At 35.6% G+C, this 17,065-nt stretch carries 16 protein-coding genes; 3 read left to right on the top strand and 13 right to left on the bottom strand.

Annotation, left to right across the window (positions count from 1 at the left end):
* Positions 1-2: 2 nt before the first annotated feature.
* The 5 genes from ACGH6P_RS07270 to ACGH6P_RS07250 all read right to left on the bottom strand — a co-directional run bounded on the left by ACGH6P_RS07270 (position 3) and on the right by ACGH6P_RS07250 (position 4,249).
* A complete protein-coding gene (locus ACGH6P_RS07270; protein ID WP_267351050.1) occupies positions 3-1,112 on the bottom strand; it encodes a cupin domain-containing protein in 1,110 nt (369 codons plus the stop codon).
* Positions 1,105-1,887, bottom strand: a complete 783-nt coding sequence (locus ACGH6P_RS07265) for a YchF/TatD family DNA exonuclease (RefSeq protein ID WP_411597114.1) — start codon at positions 1,885-1,887, stop codon at positions 1,105-1,107. The genes ACGH6P_RS07270 and ACGH6P_RS07265 overlap by 8 nt, the downstream gene beginning before the upstream one ends.
* A gap of 12 nt (positions 1,888-1,899) precedes the next feature.
* Positions 1,900-3,078 (bottom strand): lipopolysaccharide assembly protein LapB, encoded by a 1,179-nt coding sequence (gene lapB, locus ACGH6P_RS07260; RefSeq protein WP_267351054.1) that lies wholly within the window; start codon positions 3,076-3,078, stop codon positions 1,900-1,902.
* A gap of 12 nt (positions 3,079-3,090) precedes the next feature.
* Positions 3,091-3,396 (bottom strand): LapA family protein, encoded by a 306-nt coding sequence (locus ACGH6P_RS07255; protein WP_267351055.1) that lies wholly within the window; start codon positions 3,394-3,396, stop codon positions 3,091-3,093.
* Between the two features lie 127 nt (positions 3,397-3,523).
* Positions 3,524-4,249: a phosphatase PAP2 family protein gene (locus ACGH6P_RS07250; RefSeq protein ID WP_411590700.1), complete on the bottom strand. Its 726-nt coding sequence runs from the start codon at positions 4,247-4,249 to the stop codon at positions 3,524-3,526.
* 102 nt (positions 4,250-4,351) lie between these two features.
* Between ACGH6P_RS07250 and ribA the strand changes: the two genes are divergently transcribed.
* Complete coding sequence (gene ribA / locus ACGH6P_RS07245) at positions 4,352-4,957, top strand: GTP cyclohydrolase II (RefSeq protein WP_267351058.1); 606 nt, start codon at positions 4,352-4,354, stop codon at positions 4,955-4,957.
* A gap of 208 nt (positions 4,958-5,165) precedes the next feature.
* Here the strand turns inward: ribA and ACGH6P_RS07240 are convergent, their stop codons facing one another.
* The 4 genes from ACGH6P_RS07240 to zipA all read right to left on the bottom strand — a co-directional run bounded on the left by ACGH6P_RS07240 (position 5,166) and on the right by zipA (position 9,167).
* Positions 5,166-5,354, bottom strand: a complete 189-nt coding sequence (locus tag ACGH6P_RS07240; RefSeq protein WP_267351059.1) for a 2-hydroxymuconate tautomerase — start codon at positions 5,352-5,354, stop codon at positions 5,166-5,168.
* A 9-nt stretch (positions 5,355-5,363) separates the two neighbouring features.
* Positions 5,364-5,879 (bottom strand): S-ribosylhomocysteine lyase, encoded by a 516-nt coding sequence (luxS, locus tag ACGH6P_RS07235; RefSeq protein WP_411597113.1) that lies wholly within the window; start codon positions 5,877-5,879, stop codon positions 5,364-5,366.
* Positions 5,880-5,942: 63 nt separating this feature from the next.
* Positions 5,943-8,015, bottom strand: coding sequence for an NAD-dependent DNA ligase LigA (ligA, locus tag ACGH6P_RS07230; RefSeq protein ID WP_411597112.1), 2,073 nt, complete (start codon positions 8,013-8,015; stop codon positions 5,943-5,945).
* A 192-nt stretch (positions 8,016-8,207) separates the two neighbouring features.
* Positions 8,208-9,167, bottom strand: a complete 960-nt coding sequence (gene zipA / locus ACGH6P_RS07225; RefSeq protein WP_411597111.1) for a cell division protein ZipA — start codon at positions 9,165-9,167, stop codon at positions 8,208-8,210.
* A gap of 410 nt (positions 9,168-9,577) precedes the next feature.
* Here zipA and ACGH6P_RS07220 point away from each other — a divergent pair, with 410 nt between their 5' ends.
* Both ACGH6P_RS07220 and ACGH6P_RS07215 read left to right on the top strand, forming a co-directional pair.
* Positions 9,578-10,879, top strand: coding sequence for an efflux RND transporter periplasmic adaptor subunit (locus tag ACGH6P_RS07220; RefSeq protein WP_411597110.1), 1,302 nt, complete (start codon positions 9,578-9,580; stop codon positions 10,877-10,879).
* Between the two features lie 20 nt (positions 10,880-10,899).
* Complete coding sequence (locus tag ACGH6P_RS07215; protein WP_411597109.1) at positions 10,900-14,106, top strand: efflux RND transporter permease subunit; 3,207 nt, start codon at positions 10,900-10,902, stop codon at positions 14,104-14,106.
* Positions 14,107-14,313: 207 nt separating this feature from the next.
* On the opposite strand, the gene ruvC is transcribed toward ACGH6P_RS07215, so the two are convergent.
* From ruvC to dusB, 4 genes are all read right to left on the bottom strand, one after another.
* Positions 14,314-14,802: a crossover junction endodeoxyribonuclease RuvC gene (gene ruvC, locus ACGH6P_RS07210; RefSeq protein WP_411597108.1), complete on the bottom strand. Its 489-nt coding sequence runs from the start codon at positions 14,800-14,802 to the stop codon at positions 14,314-14,316.
* Positions 14,802-15,545 carry a YebC/PmpR family DNA-binding transcriptional regulator gene (locus tag ACGH6P_RS07205; RefSeq protein ID WP_065557873.1) on the bottom strand — a complete coding sequence of 248 codons (744 nt, stop codon included), beginning with the start codon at positions 15,543-15,545 and terminating at the stop codon, positions 14,802-14,804. The genes ruvC and ACGH6P_RS07205 overlap by 1 nt, the downstream gene beginning before the upstream one ends.
* A gap of 182 nt (positions 15,546-15,727) precedes the next feature.
* Complete coding sequence (gene fis, locus ACGH6P_RS07200) at positions 15,728-16,024, bottom strand: DNA-binding transcriptional regulator Fis (protein WP_025315996.1); 297 nt, start codon at positions 16,022-16,024, stop codon at positions 15,728-15,730.
* Positions 16,025-16,031: 7 nt separating this feature from the next.
* Positions 16,032-17,039 carry a tRNA dihydrouridine synthase DusB gene (gene dusB, locus ACGH6P_RS07195; RefSeq protein ID WP_411597107.1) on the bottom strand — a complete coding sequence of 336 codons (1,008 nt, stop codon included), beginning with the start codon at positions 17,037-17,039 and terminating at the stop codon, positions 16,032-16,034.
* Positions 17,040-17,065: the final 26 nt, after the last annotated feature.

Raw genomic sequence — 17,065 nt, 5'->3', positions numbered from 1 at the left:
GATTAGTCTTCGATAAAATACCAATAGCCTTTATTGACTAAATCCAAAATGACCTTTAAAGTCGATTCATCTTCTAGCTGTTCATAATAAAGCTCTTCTTCTTGGCATAAAAGATCAATAACCGGCATCGGCAAATGGATTTTTTCACCATGAATATAGCCATAATCACCTACTTTTAGAATGCGTATGCTCGGAACTCGGCACAGATTATTAGTTTTTAAAAGCGATACAAATTCATCAAATTGATATGGTGGCTCGACAGGAACAATATTTAATTCATGCATTGGAATAGTAATGTGTTTACCAAACCAATCGTTAAAGAGTTTAGGCGTTCTAACCAGTTCAATTATCTGGTTTTGTAATTTTTCTAATTCATAGGATTGTATTCGATAGGAATCTTTAGGTAATGTTAAGTTGGGATCTTGATAAAATATGCCATTGGGTAGGTTGTCGATAACATAATCGGCAAAGCCACTTAATAGTTCTTGAGACGTTTGGGTTCTAAAACCGACTGAATAACTAAGCGATTCGCCGATTGAGACACCATTATGTGGAAAGCCTATCGGTATATACAGAATATCGCCTGCTGTAATTTCTTCGTCAATGATGGGTTGATAACTTTCAACATGTAGCAATGCTTTGTGAGCACTAAATTGTTTGTAGTGTTCGTTTCGGTCGCCAACTTGCCAACGTCGGCATCCCTTGCCTTGTATGATAAATACATCATAATTGTCAATGTGAGGCCCCACGCCTGCTTTATCTGTTGCGTAAGAAATCATCAGATCTTCAAATTGCCATTGAGGCAAGCATTTAAAAGGGGCAACTAAGGTGGCTGCTTGTTCATGCCAGTGGTCAACTGCTTGTACCAGCAAACTCCAATGGTTTTCACCTAAATGGCTAAAGTCGATAAAAGGACCAAATTGGGCATCCCATTTCCCATTTTTGTTGGTGACTATTCGGCTATCAATCTCTTCTTCCATCGCTAAACCTGCAAGTTCTTCAGGCGTGATAGGATCAACAAAGTGTTTAAAAGCATCACGTAAAATAACTGGCTTCTTTTGCCAATAATTCGTTAAAAAATCATCCCAATCTATGGTTAACTTATTACTCATGTAACGCCCCTTGTAAATTAAATAATTGACAAAAGTTATTCGTTGTTTGTCGTGCTATTTCGTCTATAGAAACACCTTTCAATACTGCCAAATAGTTAGCAACTTCACGAACATAAGCTGGCTGGTTTTCTTTCCCTCGATAGGGAACAGGTGCTAAATAAGGTGAATCGGTTTCAACTAAAATACGATCCATAGGGACATATCTGGCAACTTCACGTAATGATTCAGCATTTTTGAAGGTGATAATGCCCGAAAAAGAGATATAAAAACCGATATCTAGCAATTGTTTGGCCGTATCGATATCTTCGGTAAAACAGTGTAAGACCCCAGAATAAACGTGCTCTTCTTTTAAGATTCTTAAGGTATCTTGGCGTGCATTGCGTGTATGAACAATGATAGGTTTATTGAGTTTACGACCTAACCGAATATGTTCTTTAAAGTTTGCTTGTTGTTGTTCAAGATTATCTTGTTGATAGTAATAATCAAGCCCAGTTTCGCCCAGCGCAATTACATTATCTTGGCTTGCCAATGTTTCAAAGCGATCGGCATCATAGCTTTCTTCTTCTAAATTAAGAGGATGAATACCGCATGAAAATGAGCACTGTTTAGTATAGGGTTTTAAAAAATCTCTCATCGATTCATAGCCTGAAAGTGTGGTTGCTACACTTAAGCAGTGTTTAACATCGTGACGTATTGCGTCTTGCAATACTTCATCAATCGATTTGTTGCTAAAATCTAAGCTATCTAAATGGCAGTGAGAATCAATTAAATACATATAAAGCTCTTATTAATTATCTGAATGTTGTTCAAAATCACGAACAGGTTTTATGGTTGACCAAGAACGACAAGCAGGACATAGCCAGTAAATGGAATTGACCGTAAACCCGCATTTAATACAGCGATAATTAGGGACGGTTTTGATCTGTTCGCCAACCATTTTACGTAAAAGTGAAAGACTTTCTTTTGCTCGACCTTCTTCGGCATCGGCTACGTGGTAATTCATCAATCGATAAAACCCTTTTAAATTAGGGTGTTTGAGTAATTCCCGATACATGTAGTTTTGGGCAGCATCAAGTCCGCTTTGTTTTTCGACTATATCGGCAAGCATTAATTCAGCAACATTGCCACTATCTTGATCAACGCATAATTGTAGAAATTGTTTAAACTGTTCGGGTTGATTTAATTCTAAATAACATGTTTTTAATAAAGGTAATGCCTCACCGATAAAGGCTTTATCTTGCGTTAAAATTTGTTTGAATGATTCAATGGCTTGTTCTTTCTTGTTTTGTATCATTAATACCCGACCTAGCATGAGCGAGGTACGCGCACATTTAGCATCAGCGGCAGCTGATTTTTGTAACAGGTTATAAGCTTTTTCCATATCATCAGCAGACATAGCAATAGCGGCTAACTCGCAATAAAATTGTGCAATATCTGTCTTGTATTTAATGTTACCTAATCTGACTAATTTGGTGGCAGCATTAATCGCATTGATCCATTCACTGGTTGATTGATAAATGATAATCAATTGTTGTAATGCATATTGTTGAAAATCATCTTCATCAATTAACTGTAAGAACATTTCTTCGGCACGATCATAAAAACCGGCAACCATATAATCTCGCCCTAGTTGCTGTATTGCCAATAGGCGTTGTTCGAACGTCAATGCTGAACTTTCCATTAAAGATTGATGAATGCGTATGGCTCTATCAACTTCACCACGTGAACGGAATAAGTTTCCTAAAGTTAAATGAGCCTCAAGGGTGCTGTCATCTTCTTTTAACATATCTAAAAACAAATCAACAGCTTTATCTTTTTGATTTGATAAAAGAAAGTTTAAGCCATCAACATATTCGCGCGATAGCCGGTTGGATTGGTTTAAGTATTTTTGTTTTGCATTTCTGTCACCCATATACCAACCGTAAGCGGCTGCGATAGGAAGTAACAGAAATAACAGTTCAAACATAATCGTCTATTCTTAATTAATTTTTGTTAATGTTGCTTTTTGATTTATTGCGATATCTTCATCATACTTTTTTTGTAATTTGTTTAGTTTGCGTTTAGTTGATGAGTGTTGTAATTTCGATTTTAAAAAGAAGTAACCCGTGACAAACCAACCTACCAGAAAACCACTGCCAAATAAAATTGCCAGCAGAACAGATAAGCGTAATTCTGATTTAGCAACTAAATAATTAAATGTCACCACTTGATCATTGGCTGCACCTAAAGCAATAGACAATGCAAAAATAGCAATAATCAATATAATCGATAAAATTAATTTCATAATGTTGACCTTTCTTCTTTTTAATACTTTTTATTCTTTATTGTTATCCATTTATCGGTTAAACAACCTGTTACCGATTTATCTAAAGGCATTAAATCGTTTAGTAACGCAAAAACTGGGTAAATGATTACGTTACTATATGCCATTTTTTAGCATAAAAATAGCAGATTAATGCAATACCCCAACCAATGATGACAGATAATATTAAATCTATAGGAGTATGCATACCTAGTAATAATCGACTTATTTCTATTAATACCGTCCATATCACAATCAACGATATAAAGATATAATTACGCCTGAAGTTAAGTAGCACAATGGCTAAAAAAGCAAATGTTGCTGCAAATAGTGTATGACCAGAGGGAAAAGAATACCCTGTTTCATTTTGCCAGTGTTTGGATAACCAATTCGGTATTGTAGATGAATTGATTAATGATTCTTTGATAAAAGCGGCTCTTTCTGGCTTGGTTAATGAATAAAAATATTGGTCAGTTGTATTATGTTCTTTTGTTATCCATAAGACGAAAGGTCTTGATTCTGCTGTTTGTGATTTTATGATAGATTTTATCACTTGTCCGCTGAGGACAGCACTCACGAGAACCAACCATACTAATACAATCTTTTTTAACATTTTATCTGTTTTGCTGACTAGCAAAGCACAAAATAAAATGAAATAAAATATTGATGTTATTATTGCCCATGGGTAACTTGCTGTTTCAGTAACCCAAAAAAAATATTCTGATTTATCGTTCAATGTGTCTGGTAGCCAATGCCAATTTATGACTATAATAAACAATGGTACGACTAAAAAAATAGCCAATGCAGCTATTGTTTTTTTTATAACTAACCCCATTTAAAAACTCAACTAAGCATATTGTGCTGTCTATTTTATCATAAATGTGGTTTATTTTTAATAGATTCTCGTTTATGTAATTCATTTAATACGGAGATAATAATGCAATTAAAACATGTCGCAGAAGCGAAACTACCAACACCATGGGGTTGTTTCACTATGGTAGGTTTTGAAGAAATTGCAACTGGCAAGGATCACGTCGCATTAGTTTTTGGTGACATTTCAAAGGCAACATCTGTTTTAACCAGAGTGCATTCGGAGTGTTTAACGGGTGATGCGTTATTTAGTTTACGGTGTGATTGTGGTTTTCAATTAGAAGCAGCTTTAAAACAAATTGCAAAAGAAGGTCAAGGCATTTTAATCTATCATCGGCAAGAAGGTCGTAATATCGGTTTATTAAATAAAATTAGAGCTTATGCCCTGCAAGACCAAGGGCTTGATACGGTGGAAGCGAATGAGCAGTTAGGATTTGCTGCTGATGAGCGTGATTTTAAACTTTGTGCTGATATGCTGACACTGCTTGGTGTATCACAAATTCGTTTACTAACTAATAATCCTGAAAAGATAAGAGTGTTAGAACAAGCTGGAATTCAAGTTACAGAAAGAGTTCCTTTGGAAGTAGGCGAGAATCCAAATAACGAACACTATTTAGAAACCAAAGCTAATAAAATGGGACATTTGCTTCATCTTCATCACTGCGATCATTAAAAACATTTTTACATTATTGATAATTGGTAGGATGTGGCATGAAAAATGGTCAACACTAGTTAAAGCAAAAATAATTGATATATTTAAACCTCAAAAAATTAGTGATGATTTTTTGAGGTTTTTTTAGATTTGCGTACTATTTTGTTATGCAATAGATGTCGAGTATAGAGCTGGATTAATCACTATTAATAACAGAATTAAAAAAGTATTATTCCTTATCAATTCTTAGTTCACCGCCATTTGCTAGCTGATCTTTGGATAATTCGTGCATAATAATTTGTACTGCTTCAGGCTTACAATTAAGCGTTTGAACAATCGCTTCCGTTACACGTTTCGCCATTTCTCGTTTTTGTTCAATAGTACGACCTTCTAAAAAATCGATGACAACATTTGGCATAAAAAACTCCTAGTGACCCATTGTGGCAAGTTGAGCGTCGGTTAATGCGATATCTTTATTATGACAAATACCGATACCTGAGTGAATTATATTTTCAGCAATAGCCTTGGCTTCATCCAATGAATGCATCTTGTATGTGCCACATTGGTATTCGTTTAATTCGGGTATTTGGTTTTGTGATGTTACACTGAGGACATCATGCATGGATTTGAGCCAAGCATCAACAACGAGCGATTCATCAGGTTGACCGATTAAGCTCATGTAAAATCCTGTGCGACATCCCATTGGCGAAGTATCAATAATTTCAACAGTATCACTGTTTAGATGATCGCGCATAAACCCTGCAAATAGATGTTCTAAAGTATGGATCCCTTTTTCGGGTAGTAGTGCTTTATTTGGAATAGTAAAACGAAGATCAAACACAGTGATATTATCGCCTTTTGGGGTTACCATCGTTTTTGCAACGCGGACAAAAGGGGCTTTCATTTTAGTATGATCTACTTTAAAACTATCTAATAATGGCATAAATTTCTCCTTGGTGTTGAGTTGCCAGTTATAGTCTTTATAACTGGACAAGTCCAAACAATCTTATTCATTTAGCAAACTTAACATCTCTTGTTCATCAATGACTTTAATGCCAAGTTGTTGCGCTTTTTCTAATTTTGAACCGGCAGATTCACCGGCAATCACCAGATCAGTATTTTTTGATACGCTTCCCGTCACTTTGGCACCAAGTTGTTTTAATTTATCTTTGGCTTCATCACGTGTTAAAACAGATAAAGTCCCGGTTAAAACAATCGTTTTACCCGAAAAAGGTGAATCGGTTGCCATTGTTTGTGCTTGGGGATTGGTGTCTTGCCAATGAATACCAATGTCATCACTGGTTAACTGTTCTATTACGTCGCGGTTATGGGGTTCTTGGAAAAAATCAATGATGCTTTCAGCAATAACCACACCAATATCATTAACTAATTGTAGTTGTTCAAGTGATGCATTTTCAATTGCCGTTAAATTACCAAATTGGTTAGCTAAATTTTCAGCCGTCACTTCACCGACATTTGGTATACCAAGCGCAAAAATAAAGCGGCTTAAAGTTGTGTTTTTCGATGTATCAAGTGCTGCTAATAAATTTTTAGCCGATTTATCGCCTACTTTATCTAACGAACATAGTAATGGTACCGTGAGTCTATAAAGATCTGCGGGTGTTTTAACATAATCTTTATCCACTAACTGTTCAATTAGTCTATCACCCATTCCTTCCACATTCATGGCTCGACGGGATACAAAATGTTTAAGCGCTTCTTTTCGTTGTGCTGGACAAATAAGTCCACCTGCACAGCGAGATACCGCTTGCCCTTCATCGCGAACAATTAGCGAACCACAAATCGGGCAGTGGGTTGGAAAGATAATCGCTTTGGTGTCGGCTGGTCTTCGATCTAATATGACCGATACAATTTTAGGAATCACATCACCTGCACGGCGTATAGAAACATAGTCACCTTCACGGACACCTAATCGGGCGATTTCATCACTGTTATGCAAAGTTGCATTACTGACAATCACACCTGCAACAGATACCGGTTCTAGTCTTGCAACAGGTGTAATTGCGCCTGTTCTACCGACTTGAAAGTCAACTTTATTTAATTGGGTGATTTCTTCTTGCGCGGGAAACTTAAACGCCGTTGCCCAACGAGGAGCACGGGCAACAAAGCCGAGTTCTTCTTGTAAAGCGATACTGTTTACTTTGATGACCACACCGTCTATGTCAAAATCCAATGACATGCGCTCTTCACCAATTTGTTTAAAGTAATCTAAAGCAGCTTTCGCACCTTTTCGCACTTGAACTTTATCACTAACAGGTAATCCCCAAGTTTTAAGTTGCATTAAACGGTCATAATGCGTATTGGGCAGATTGGCACCTTCAATAACACCTAAACCATAACAGAAAAACGATAAAGGTCTTTTAGCTGTAATTTTAGGGTCTAATTGTCTCAGAGAGCCAGCGGCTGCATTACGAGGATTTGCAAAGACTTTTTCGTTTCGTTTTTCTGCTTCAGCATTGAGTTTGGCAAAGCCCTTGTGAGACATGAACACTTCTCCTCGAACTTCTAAGCGTCTTGGTATCTGCTCTCCTCTTAAAACCAGTGGAATGGTTTTTATTGTTTTGACGTTGGCGGTAATGTCTTCTCCTGTTGTGCCGTCTCCTCGGGTTGCAGCTTGCACAAATTGACCATCTTCATAAAGTAAACTTACCGCTAATCCATCTAATTTTAATTCACAACAATATTCTACCGGTTCATTTTCTTTTAAGTGTAAGCGATCTTTTACTCTTTTATTGAAGGCAATAAAACTTGTCTCATCAAAAACATTATCTAAAGATAACATTGGTATTTCATGTTTTATCGAGGCAAATTGAGATAGGGGAGCACCGCCAACCCGTTGAGTAGGGGAGTCAGGGGTAATCAATTCGGGATGCTGTTGTTCAATAGTTTGAAGCTGTTTTATCAATTTGTCATATTCCGCATCCGGAATTTCAGGCGCATCTAAGACATAATAACAATATTCATGATGTCTTATCTTATCACGTAAAGATTGAACTTCAGTGATGACTTTTTGTTGTGAATCATTGGTAAGGTTTTCGGGTAAATTAGATAGTGACATGTTAGTATGCTCTTAATTTAAAGTAAGATTTTTAAATGTTATTAGACACCAATCAAGTATGAATGACTTGATTAAATCAATATGTTCATCATGGTGAATATCGTTAACAATCGGATCAGAATCTTTTTATTTCCCGTCCATTTACCACCAACTAATGTTGGTGGTGTTGATAAAATTATTATTATATTTGGGTTATATTTCGTTGCACGCTTTTTTGATGCGTTCTTTGTAGCTATCGATTTTTTGTGGTGTTAGCATGTGTTGGGAATCATCTAAGACAACACCATTAACATCATCGGCTATACGTTGTGCTGTTTGTAACATGAGTTTAAAATTTTGCTGATTGTTTCCTTGTGTCGGTGCAATCATAAAAATTGAAACGCCAGGTGTGGTAAATTCGTGCATGGTCTCAGGATCCAAATAGCCTGGATTAACCATATTTGCTAAACTAAATAAAACAGGACCGTTGCCCGCAGGATCGACATGGCGATGAAAAATTCGCATATCACCGAATTGAAAACCTGATTGCATAATACTGGCAAGTAATACATCACCTTGTAATAATCGACCATTAATGCCAGTTACATTTAACACAATGATTTCTGTTTTATCTTCTTCATGGTCGATGTTTGCTTTTTCAGATTCATGATGGTCAGCTGATGATTCAGTGTTCAAAACTTCGTTTTGCTTAACAGGTTCAACTTCATGAATTTCTTCACTTATTGTGACTGTTTCTGTTTTTTCAAGTTGACTTTCTGTTTCGACTTTTTCTTCTAATGGTTCATTTTCAAAGAGATCCTGATTAAGATTAATCACTGGTTCAGGGATAGTATCTTCTTCTGGTTCGTCTATCGGTTGATGACTAAATAAATCCTCTTGTTGAGGAGGTGCTTCTTTTTCAATGATCTCAACAACTTCAACATGCGGTGTTGTTGTTTTTTTATTTTTGGGGTTAATCAGTATTACATCATCTTCTTCTATTTCATCCATATAAATGTCTGTTTGCTGTTGAGCAATAGGGTTAATATTCCTTTTTTTATCTGAATTAAACAGAGAAGAACGTTCCTTTTTATTAATCCATAATCCATGTATCAATAATGCAATAATGACCAAGGATGCAATAACAATCAGAACAATACGTAAATTATCCATAATAACCATCTCAGAATTAAATTAAATAAAGACTCAAATCACTCAATAAAAGAATCGAATGAAGTGATTACGGAGTACCACAATGTAAAATAATTACTTTTTCTTTGCAAATTAAAAAAATTCAATTGATTGTCAGTACATAAATGCCTTTGATTGTGTCATCTTATCAAGCCTAATTTTTTCGCACTAAAAATCAATAAGCATATATTACTTTATTTCTGCCAATAATCATAATTATCGGTATATATTTTTTTATTAATAATGTTAGATTTTAATTTTTAGAACTCTGTGCTATTAACCTGTAAAGATACTTACAATTTATGCATATTTTTTGTAAAATCATCGGTTACTTTTAAATAAGATTTATAATTATTAAAAATAACAATTTTGTTGATTGAGGTCAATTTTATATGAGATTTAACAAGCTATTACTCACCGTGCCACTCGCGATAACCAGTTTATTTTTATTAACTAGTTGTGATAAAAAACAGTCACAAAGTGGTGATAGTCAATTACCCCAGGTTACTGTATTTAAAGTGGATCCATTAAATTATACGGTTAAAACAATACTGCCTGCACGTGTCATAGCTTCGCAAATAGCTGAAATTAGACCTCAAGTTAGTGGGATTATTCTTAAACGTGAATTCGAAGAAAGTAGTAATGTGGTAGAAGGTCAATCACTTTATCAAATTGATCCTGCTATTTATCAAGCAACATACGATAGTGCATTAGCGAGTATTGCAAGTGCTAAAGCAAATGCGAATATCGCACATTTGACGCTAAAACGTTACGAAGGTTTATTGAAAACGAAATCTATTAGTCAACAAGATTACGATAAAGCGTCTGCTGATTCTCAACAAGCAGACGCGGCAGTGCTTGTAGCAGAAGCTAATTTGCACACAGCTAAAGTAAATTTAGATTATACTAAAGTTTATTCTCCTATTAAGGGTTATATCGGTAAATCTAACGTTACTGAAGGTGCTTTAGTCAATGCTGGTCAGCAAACGGCAATGGCATTAGTACAAAAGCTAGATCCGATTTATGTCGATATGACACAAGCTGCAACGATTTTTGAAAAAAATGAAAAAGATCGTAATACCCTTTATAAAGCCAATCCGAAAATTGAATTATTTTTCAATGATGGTTCAAAATATGAATATACAGGAGCTATTAAATTTTCTGATAAAACAGTTAATGAAACAACAGGGACAGTGACTTTGCGAGCAGAATTTCCTAATCCTGATTCAAAAATTTTACCCGGTATGTTTGTAAAACCTCATTATACGTTGGGAAATATTGAGAATGCGATTCTTGTTCCTCAAAAAGGAATCACAAGTAATGAGGCTGGTAACTATACAGCGATTGTTGCTGTTCCTTTTGAGGAGAAAGAAACAACTCAAGAGTTAATTGATAGTAAAAAAGTTAATGATAAAAGTATTGGGAATGAAAATTCTGATAAAACATCAAAGAGAAAATATTATTTAGAAAAACGTAATAATGTTAAGGTTTATTCAGGTATTCCTGGATATTGGATTGTTACCAGTGGAATCAATGCTGGGGAAGAGGTTGTTGTTTCAGGTTTATTGAATTTATCAGGTAAAAACTTTAATGATCCTAATCAAAAAGTAATGGCTGATGTTCTAAATCAAGAAAAACCTGATTCCTTAAGCCAAGAAAAGTTAAATTCAATCATTGAAAATAATCTCAAGTAAAAATATCGGAGTTTTTAATAATGGCAAAGTTTTTTATTGATCGCCCAGTATTTGCTTGGGTAATTGCAATTATGATGATGTTAGGTGGCGCACTTTGCATCAAATTACTTGCAATTGAGCAATATCCGGATATTGCCCCGCCTGCAGTAACGGTTACAGCAAGTTATCCAGGTGCAGATGCTCAAACCATTGAAAATACAGTAACTCAATTGATTGAACAAAATCTTACAGGTATTGATAATTTAATCTATATGAAATCAACGAGTAGTGCGCAAGGTATTGTTCAAACGACATTAACTTTTGCACCTGGTACTGATCCCGATTTCGCTCAAGTTCAAGTGTTGAATAAAGTTGAAAGTGTAAAATCTCGTTTACCGGATAGTGTTCAAAAAAATGGTGTATCTGTAGCAAAAAATAACACTAACTTTCTAAAAGTAATTGGATTTTATTCAACAAATCCTAATAAAACACAGGCCGATATCGCTGACTTTATTTATTCAACAGTACAAGATCCGTTACGTCGTGTACAAGGTGTAGGGGATACAACATTATTTGGTTCTGAATATGCAATGCGTATATGGCTTGATCCAAATAAAATGAATTATTTTAAATTATCTACTCAAGAAGTCATTGCTGCTGTCCAAGCACAAAATGCACAAGTTACTGCTGGTCAATTAGGTTCTTATCCAATAAAAGAAGGACAAGAATTAAATGCGACAATTACCGCACAATCAAGACTTAAAACAGCTAAGCAATTTCAAAATATTTTAGTTCGTGTTAATACTGATGGTTCTAATTTATTATTAAAAGATGTTGCAAAAGTTGAATTAGGTGCTGCGGATTATAATTTTATATCACGCTATAATGGACAAATTTCTAGTGGTTTAGCGATTTATTTAGCGACTGGTGCGAACCAATTGGATACTTCTGATGCGGTGGATGCTAAATTGGCTGAATTAGCTAAAATCTTTCCGGAAGATATTAAATATGACTTCCCATATGATACAACACCTTTTGTAAAATTATCTATCGATAACGTAGTTGATACACTAATTGAAGCTATCGGATTAGTTGTTATCGTTATGTTCTTGTTCTTGCAAAATCTTCGTTCAACCATTATTCCTACCATTACCGTTCCGGTAGTTTTACTTGGTACTTTTGCAGTTTTATATATTACTGGATTTACTATTAATACCTTATCTATGTTCGCAATGATCTTAGCAATAGGGTTATTGGTAGATGATGCTATCGTTGTTATTGAAAACGTAGAGCGTATTATGCATGATGAAGGTTTATCACCTTATGATGCTACTGTTAAGTCAATGGAGCAGATTACGCCAGCATTAATTGGTATTGCTGTCGTTTTATCAGCTGTATTTGTTCCGATGGCATTTTTTGGTGGAGCCGCAGGGGGAATTTATCGACAATTTTCAATTACGATAGTAACCTCAATGGCATTGTCAGTATTAATGGCAATTATTTTGACACCTGCTTTATGTGTGCAAATTCTAAAAGCACCGTCTAAAAATAACGATCAGAAAAAATCAATTTTCCAAAAACTTGGTCAGGTTCCTCCATTTAATTGGATAGCTTTAATCGTTGATAAAATCTTTTATTACTTTAATAAAGCATTTAATCGCAGCCAGGCTCTTTATGAAAAAGGCGTTATTAGAACCTTAAAAAAACCAAAAATGAGTCTTTTGGGTTATTTAGTGATTGTATTAATTTTTTCAGTGGGTTATATAAGACTTCCTACTTCATTTTTACCGAATGAAGATCAAGGGGTTATTATCATGATGGTTGAATTACCCCCTGGGTCAACACTAGATCAAACTGAATCTGTATTAACAAAAGCAACCAATTATTTTAAAACCCAAGAGGCTAATTCAGTTAAAGAAACTTTTACTGTAGCAGGCTTTAGTTTAATGGGACGAGGGCAAAATGTCGGATTAGGATTCATTAAGCTTAAAGATTGGGAATTAAGAAAAAATAAAGACCAAAAGATCAATGCAATACTTGGACGTTCCAATGGATTTTTGAAAACAATTACCGAAGCACGTAGTTTTGCTGTAAATGTTCCTGCTGTACCATCATTAGGAATGTCTAATGGTTTTTCTTATGTGTTGATGGATAGTTCTGGTCAAGGCCATGATGCTTTAATGGGGGCATTTTATCAAACTTTGATGATGGCGATGAGAAATCCACAATTAACGCAAGTCAGACCTGGCGGTATGCTTGATGTACCACAGTATAAAATCGATGTTGATTTTGAAACAGCACAAGCGTTAGGTGTATCGGTTAGCACTGTAAATAGTGTATTGTCAACCGCATTAGGTTCTGCATATATTGATGATTTTGTTTATAACAATCGAGTTAAGAAAGTTTATGTACAATCAAGTGCAGATTATCGTATGTTACCAGACGACTTCAGTATTTGGCATGTAAAAAACAACAATGGCGATATGGTGCCTTATGATGCTTTTGCAAAGACATCAAAAACATTCGGTTCTCCTTCATTGGTTCGCTATAATGGTGTTTCAGCGATGGAAATAAGTGGAGCGCCTATTCCTGGACAAAGTTCGGGAGCTGCTATGCAAATTATGGAACAAATTTCAGAAAAATTACCGCGTGGATTCACCTATGATTGGACTGGATTATCGTATCAGGAACGTGAAACTGGTTCTCAAAAAACAATGTTAATGATTATTTCTATCATTGTTGTATTCTTAGCATTAGCTGCACTTTATGAAAGTTGGACGATCCCTATTTCTGTTCTTTTGACTATTCCAGTTGGTATCTTCGGAACTGTTGTGGCTACTTCAATGTTTAAATTAGAGAATGATATATACTTCTTTGTTGGTCTATTAACAACTTTGGGGTTAACAGCTAAAAATGCGATACTGATTGTTGAATTTGCTAAAGACGCTATTCAAAAAGAGAACAAAACAATTCTTCAGGCAACTTTGGAAGCCTGTCGCTTACGATTACGCCCAATTTTAATGACTTCGTTTGCCTTTATTCTTGGCGTATTGCCGTTAGCAATAAATAATGGTGCAGGTTCTGCTAGTCAAAATTCAGTTGGTACTGGTGTTATTGGTGGTATGATTACAGCAACTTTCCTGGCCATCTTTTATATACCATTATTTTTCTTGTATTTGACTACATTTGTTGAATGGTTTGGAAAGAAATATGGTAAAAAAACAGTTATTTCTGAAAAGAATAACTAATCATTATCTTTTGTAGCAATATTATTAAAATGCATCAATTTCAGTTGGTGCATTTTTTTTTGGGTTGAATATCTGGTGGTATAATATTGATGGCTAGTAGCATTTTGATGATTGATTTTTCTTTGAATTATTTTTAAGAAAAAATTAAGAAAAAACTTTAAATTAACGCTCTCGCGAGCTTGAAATGATAATTGATATGTAATTGAGTTATTTTTTGGATTTAATCAAATACTGACTCATATGGGCATGAGTAATTGCGATAGCTAATGCGTCAGCGGCATCGGCTTGTGGACTGGCGGGTAATTTTAACAAGAGTTTAACCATGTGTTGAACTTGCTTTTTATCGGCTGCCCCTGTGCCTACTACACTTTGTTTTACTAAACGAGCCGCATATTCAAAAACAGGTAAATCGTTGTTGACCGCAGCAACAATAGCTGAGCCTCTAGCTTGCCCTAACTTTAATGCTGAATCGGCATTACGTGCCATAAAGACTTGTTCGATAGCGAACATATCCGGTTGGAATTGTAAGATGATTTCGCTAACGCCAGCATAAATGCGTTTTAATCGAGTTGGTAAATCATCGACGGCTGTACGAATACAACCACTACCAAGATAGGTTAATTGTCGTCCTGTTTGACGAATTACACCGTAACCCGTCAAACGAGAACCAGGATCTATGCCAAGAATGATAGACATTAAAGAGCGGCAGCAACTTCGTCCGAAACTTCACCATTATGGTATACTTCTTGAACATCATCACAATCTTCAAGCATGTCGATCAAACGTAATAATTTTGGTGCAGAATCAATATCAAGATCAACTTTGGTCGCAGGAATCATTGATACTTCAGCTGATTCAGCAACTAAACCTGCTGCATCAAGTGCATCTTTTACTTCGCCAAATGATTCTGGTGTGGTAAAGACATCAATTGCACCATCATCATAAGTGACAACATCATCAGCTCCAGCTTCTAAAGCTGCATCCATTACTTTGTCTTCATCTGTACCTGTAGGATAAGAAATAACGCCTTTTTTGGTAAACAAATAGGATACAGAACCGTCAGTACCTAAATTACCCCCAGTTTTGGTGAAAGCGTGACGTACTTCTGATACTGTACGATTACGGTTATCACTTAGGCATTCAACCATGACGGCAGTACCTGCAGGGCCATAACCTTCATAGATGATGGTTTCCATATCACTATCATCTTCACCACCTACACCACGCGCAATAGCACGATTCATGGTATCGCGTGTCATATTATTTGATAGTGCTTTATCCATTGCTGCACGTAAACGAGGATTTGACGCTGGATCGCCACCACCTAGTTTGGCTGCCGTTACAAGTTCTCGAATAATTTTAGTAAAAATTTTACCGCGTTTAGCATCTTGCGCCGCTTTACGATGTTTGGTATTGGCCCACTTACTATGACCTGCCATAGAATTCTCCAGATTAGATAATTTAAAAATCAGCGTATTTTAACAAACATTTGTTTAAAATTCATTATCAATATGTGTATTGATTTTTAATCCGTGTGATTTTTTATTGTTATAAAAACAAAAAAGCACCTAATAAACAGGTGCTTTTTTTGTATGAAATAAGCTTATCAATATCAGTTCGATTAGCTCATTCCATATTGTTTTAATTTTTTACGTAGTGTACCACGGTTAATACCGAGCATATTAGCCGCTCGAGTTTGATTACCACGTGTATATTGCATAACCATATCAAGGAATGGGTGTTCAACTTCAGCTAACACTAATTCATATAGATCATTAGGATCTTCACCATTAAGTTGTGATAAATAGTTTTTTAAAGCTTGCTTGACAGAATCTCGCAAAGGTTTTTGTGTTATTTGGTCTTGAGAGTTTACAGTTGTAAATTTTAGTGCTGCAGCTGTAACGCGTTGTTCTGACATAGTATTCTTAACTCTTTTTGTTGTTTCTAATTTGACTAAAAAATGCTTTTAGTGTTCTAGCTTGCTCACTGGTGGTGCTAAGTACACTAAATAAGCGCCTAAAATGATCGCTATCAGCATAATTCTTGGTATACCAATTTACATGCTTTCTGGCAATCCGTAATCCTTTGTATTCTCCGTAAAATTGATAAAGTTCTTCAAGGTGCGTAAAAACGATTTGTTCAACTTCATCAACTGTCTTTTCTTTTTGTAACTTTCCATGTGTTAAATAGAATGCAATTTCTTCAAATATCCAAGGTCGCCCTTGTGCCGCTCGGCCGATCATTATAGCATCAGCTTGCGTATATTGAAAAACATCTTTTGCCTGTTCAGGGGTGCAAATATCACCATTAGCAATGACTGGAATGGATACCTTTTTTTTCACTGCTTTAATTGATTCATATTCAGCTACACCCTTAAATAGACATTCACGGGTGCGCCCGTGAATAGTAATCGCCTTTACGCCACAATCCTGCGCAATTTGTGCGATTTCAATGCAATTTCTATGATTTTTATCCCATCCAGTCCGCATTTTTAATGTTACTGGCACATCAACGGCACCAACAACTTTTTGCAAAATCTGTTCAATTAATTGCGGGTACTGCATTAAAGCAGAACCTGCCAATTTTTTATTAACCTTTTTTGCAGGGCATCCCATGTTAATGTCAATTAACCCAGCCCCATGTTTGGCATTAAATTCTGCCGCTTTAGCCATTTCGTCAGGATCGGCACCCACTATTTGTACTGCGCGAATGCCTAAATCTTGCGTTGAGACCATTCTTAAAGCAGATTTATCTGTTTGCCAAACATCTGAATTAGCTAAAAACATCTCTGAAATAGTCAGACCAGCACCAAACTGGTAGCATAAATTTCGAAATGGTCTGTCACTAATTCCTGCCATTGGTGCGGCGATTAAATTATTTCTTAATGTGACCTTACCAATGCTTAGTAATTTAAGGTCGGCTATATTACGCATTTTTTCTCGAACTTAAAAGGGGGTAA

The organism is Gilliamella sp. CG25 (assembly GCF_046635705.1).
GTDB lineage: Bacteria > Pseudomonadota > Gammaproteobacteria > Enterobacterales > Orbaceae > Gilliamella > Gilliamella apicola_I.
Note: the sequence above shows the minus strand (reverse complement) of the source record. Positions and strands in the feature narration are given on the sequence as shown.

What these genes read in the sequence shown, in the direction of transcription:
- ACGH6P_RS07270 (WP_267351050.1), bottom strand. Translation starts at nt 1,112, where the DNA reads ATGAGTAATAAGTTAACCATAGATTGGGATGATTTTTTAACGAATTAT.
- ACGH6P_RS07265 (WP_411597114.1), bottom strand. Translation starts at nt 1,887, where the DNA reads ATGTATTTAATTGATTCTCACTGCCATTTAGATAGCTTAGATTTTAGC.
- lapB (WP_267351054.1), bottom strand. Translation starts at nt 3,078, where the DNA reads ATGTTTGAACTGTTATTTCTGTTACTTCCTATCGCAGCCGCTTACGGT.
- ACGH6P_RS07255 (WP_267351055.1), bottom strand. Translation starts at nt 3,396, where the DNA reads ATGAAATTAATTTTATCGATTATATTGATTATTGCTATTTTTGCATTG.
- ACGH6P_RS07250 (WP_411590700.1), bottom strand. Translation starts at nt 4,249, where the DNA reads ATGGGGTTAGTTATAAAAAAAACAATAGCTGCATTGGCTATTTTTTTA.
- ribA (WP_267351058.1), top strand. Translation starts at nt 4,352, where the DNA reads ATGCAATTAAAACATGTCGCAGAAGCGAAACTACCAACACCATGGGGT.
- ACGH6P_RS07240 (WP_267351059.1), bottom strand. Translation starts at nt 5,354, where the DNA reads ATGCCAAATGTTGTCATCGATTTTTTAGAAGGTCGTACTATTGAACAA.
- luxS (WP_411597113.1), bottom strand. Translation starts at nt 5,879, where the DNA reads ATGCCATTATTAGATAGTTTTAAAGTAGATCATACTAAAATGAAAGCC.
- ligA (WP_411597112.1), bottom strand. Translation starts at nt 8,015, where the DNA reads ATGTCACTATCTAATTTACCCGAAAACCTTACCAATGATTCACAACAA.
- zipA (WP_411597111.1), bottom strand. Translation starts at nt 9,167, where the DNA reads ATGGATAATTTACGTATTGTTCTGATTGTTATTGCATCCTTGGTCATT.
- ACGH6P_RS07220 (WP_411597110.1), top strand. Translation starts at nt 9,578, where the DNA reads ATGAGATTTAACAAGCTATTACTCACCGTGCCACTCGCGATAACCAGT.
- ACGH6P_RS07215 (WP_411597109.1), top strand. Translation starts at nt 10,900, where the DNA reads ATGGCAAAGTTTTTTATTGATCGCCCAGTATTTGCTTGGGTAATTGCA.
- ruvC (WP_411597108.1), bottom strand. Translation starts at nt 14,802, where the DNA reads ATGTCTATCATTCTTGGCATAGATCCTGGTTCTCGTTTGACGGGTTAC.
- ACGH6P_RS07205 (WP_065557873.1), bottom strand. Translation starts at nt 15,545, where the DNA reads ATGGCAGGTCATAGTAAGTGGGCCAATACCAAACATCGTAAAGCGGCG.
- fis (WP_025315996.1), bottom strand. Translation starts at nt 16,024, where the DNA reads ATGTCAGAACAACGCGTTACAGCTGCAGCACTAAAATTTACAACTGTA.
- dusB (WP_411597107.1), bottom strand. Translation starts at nt 17,039, where the DNA reads ATGCGTAATATAGCCGACCTTAAATTACTAAGCATTGGTAAGGTCACA.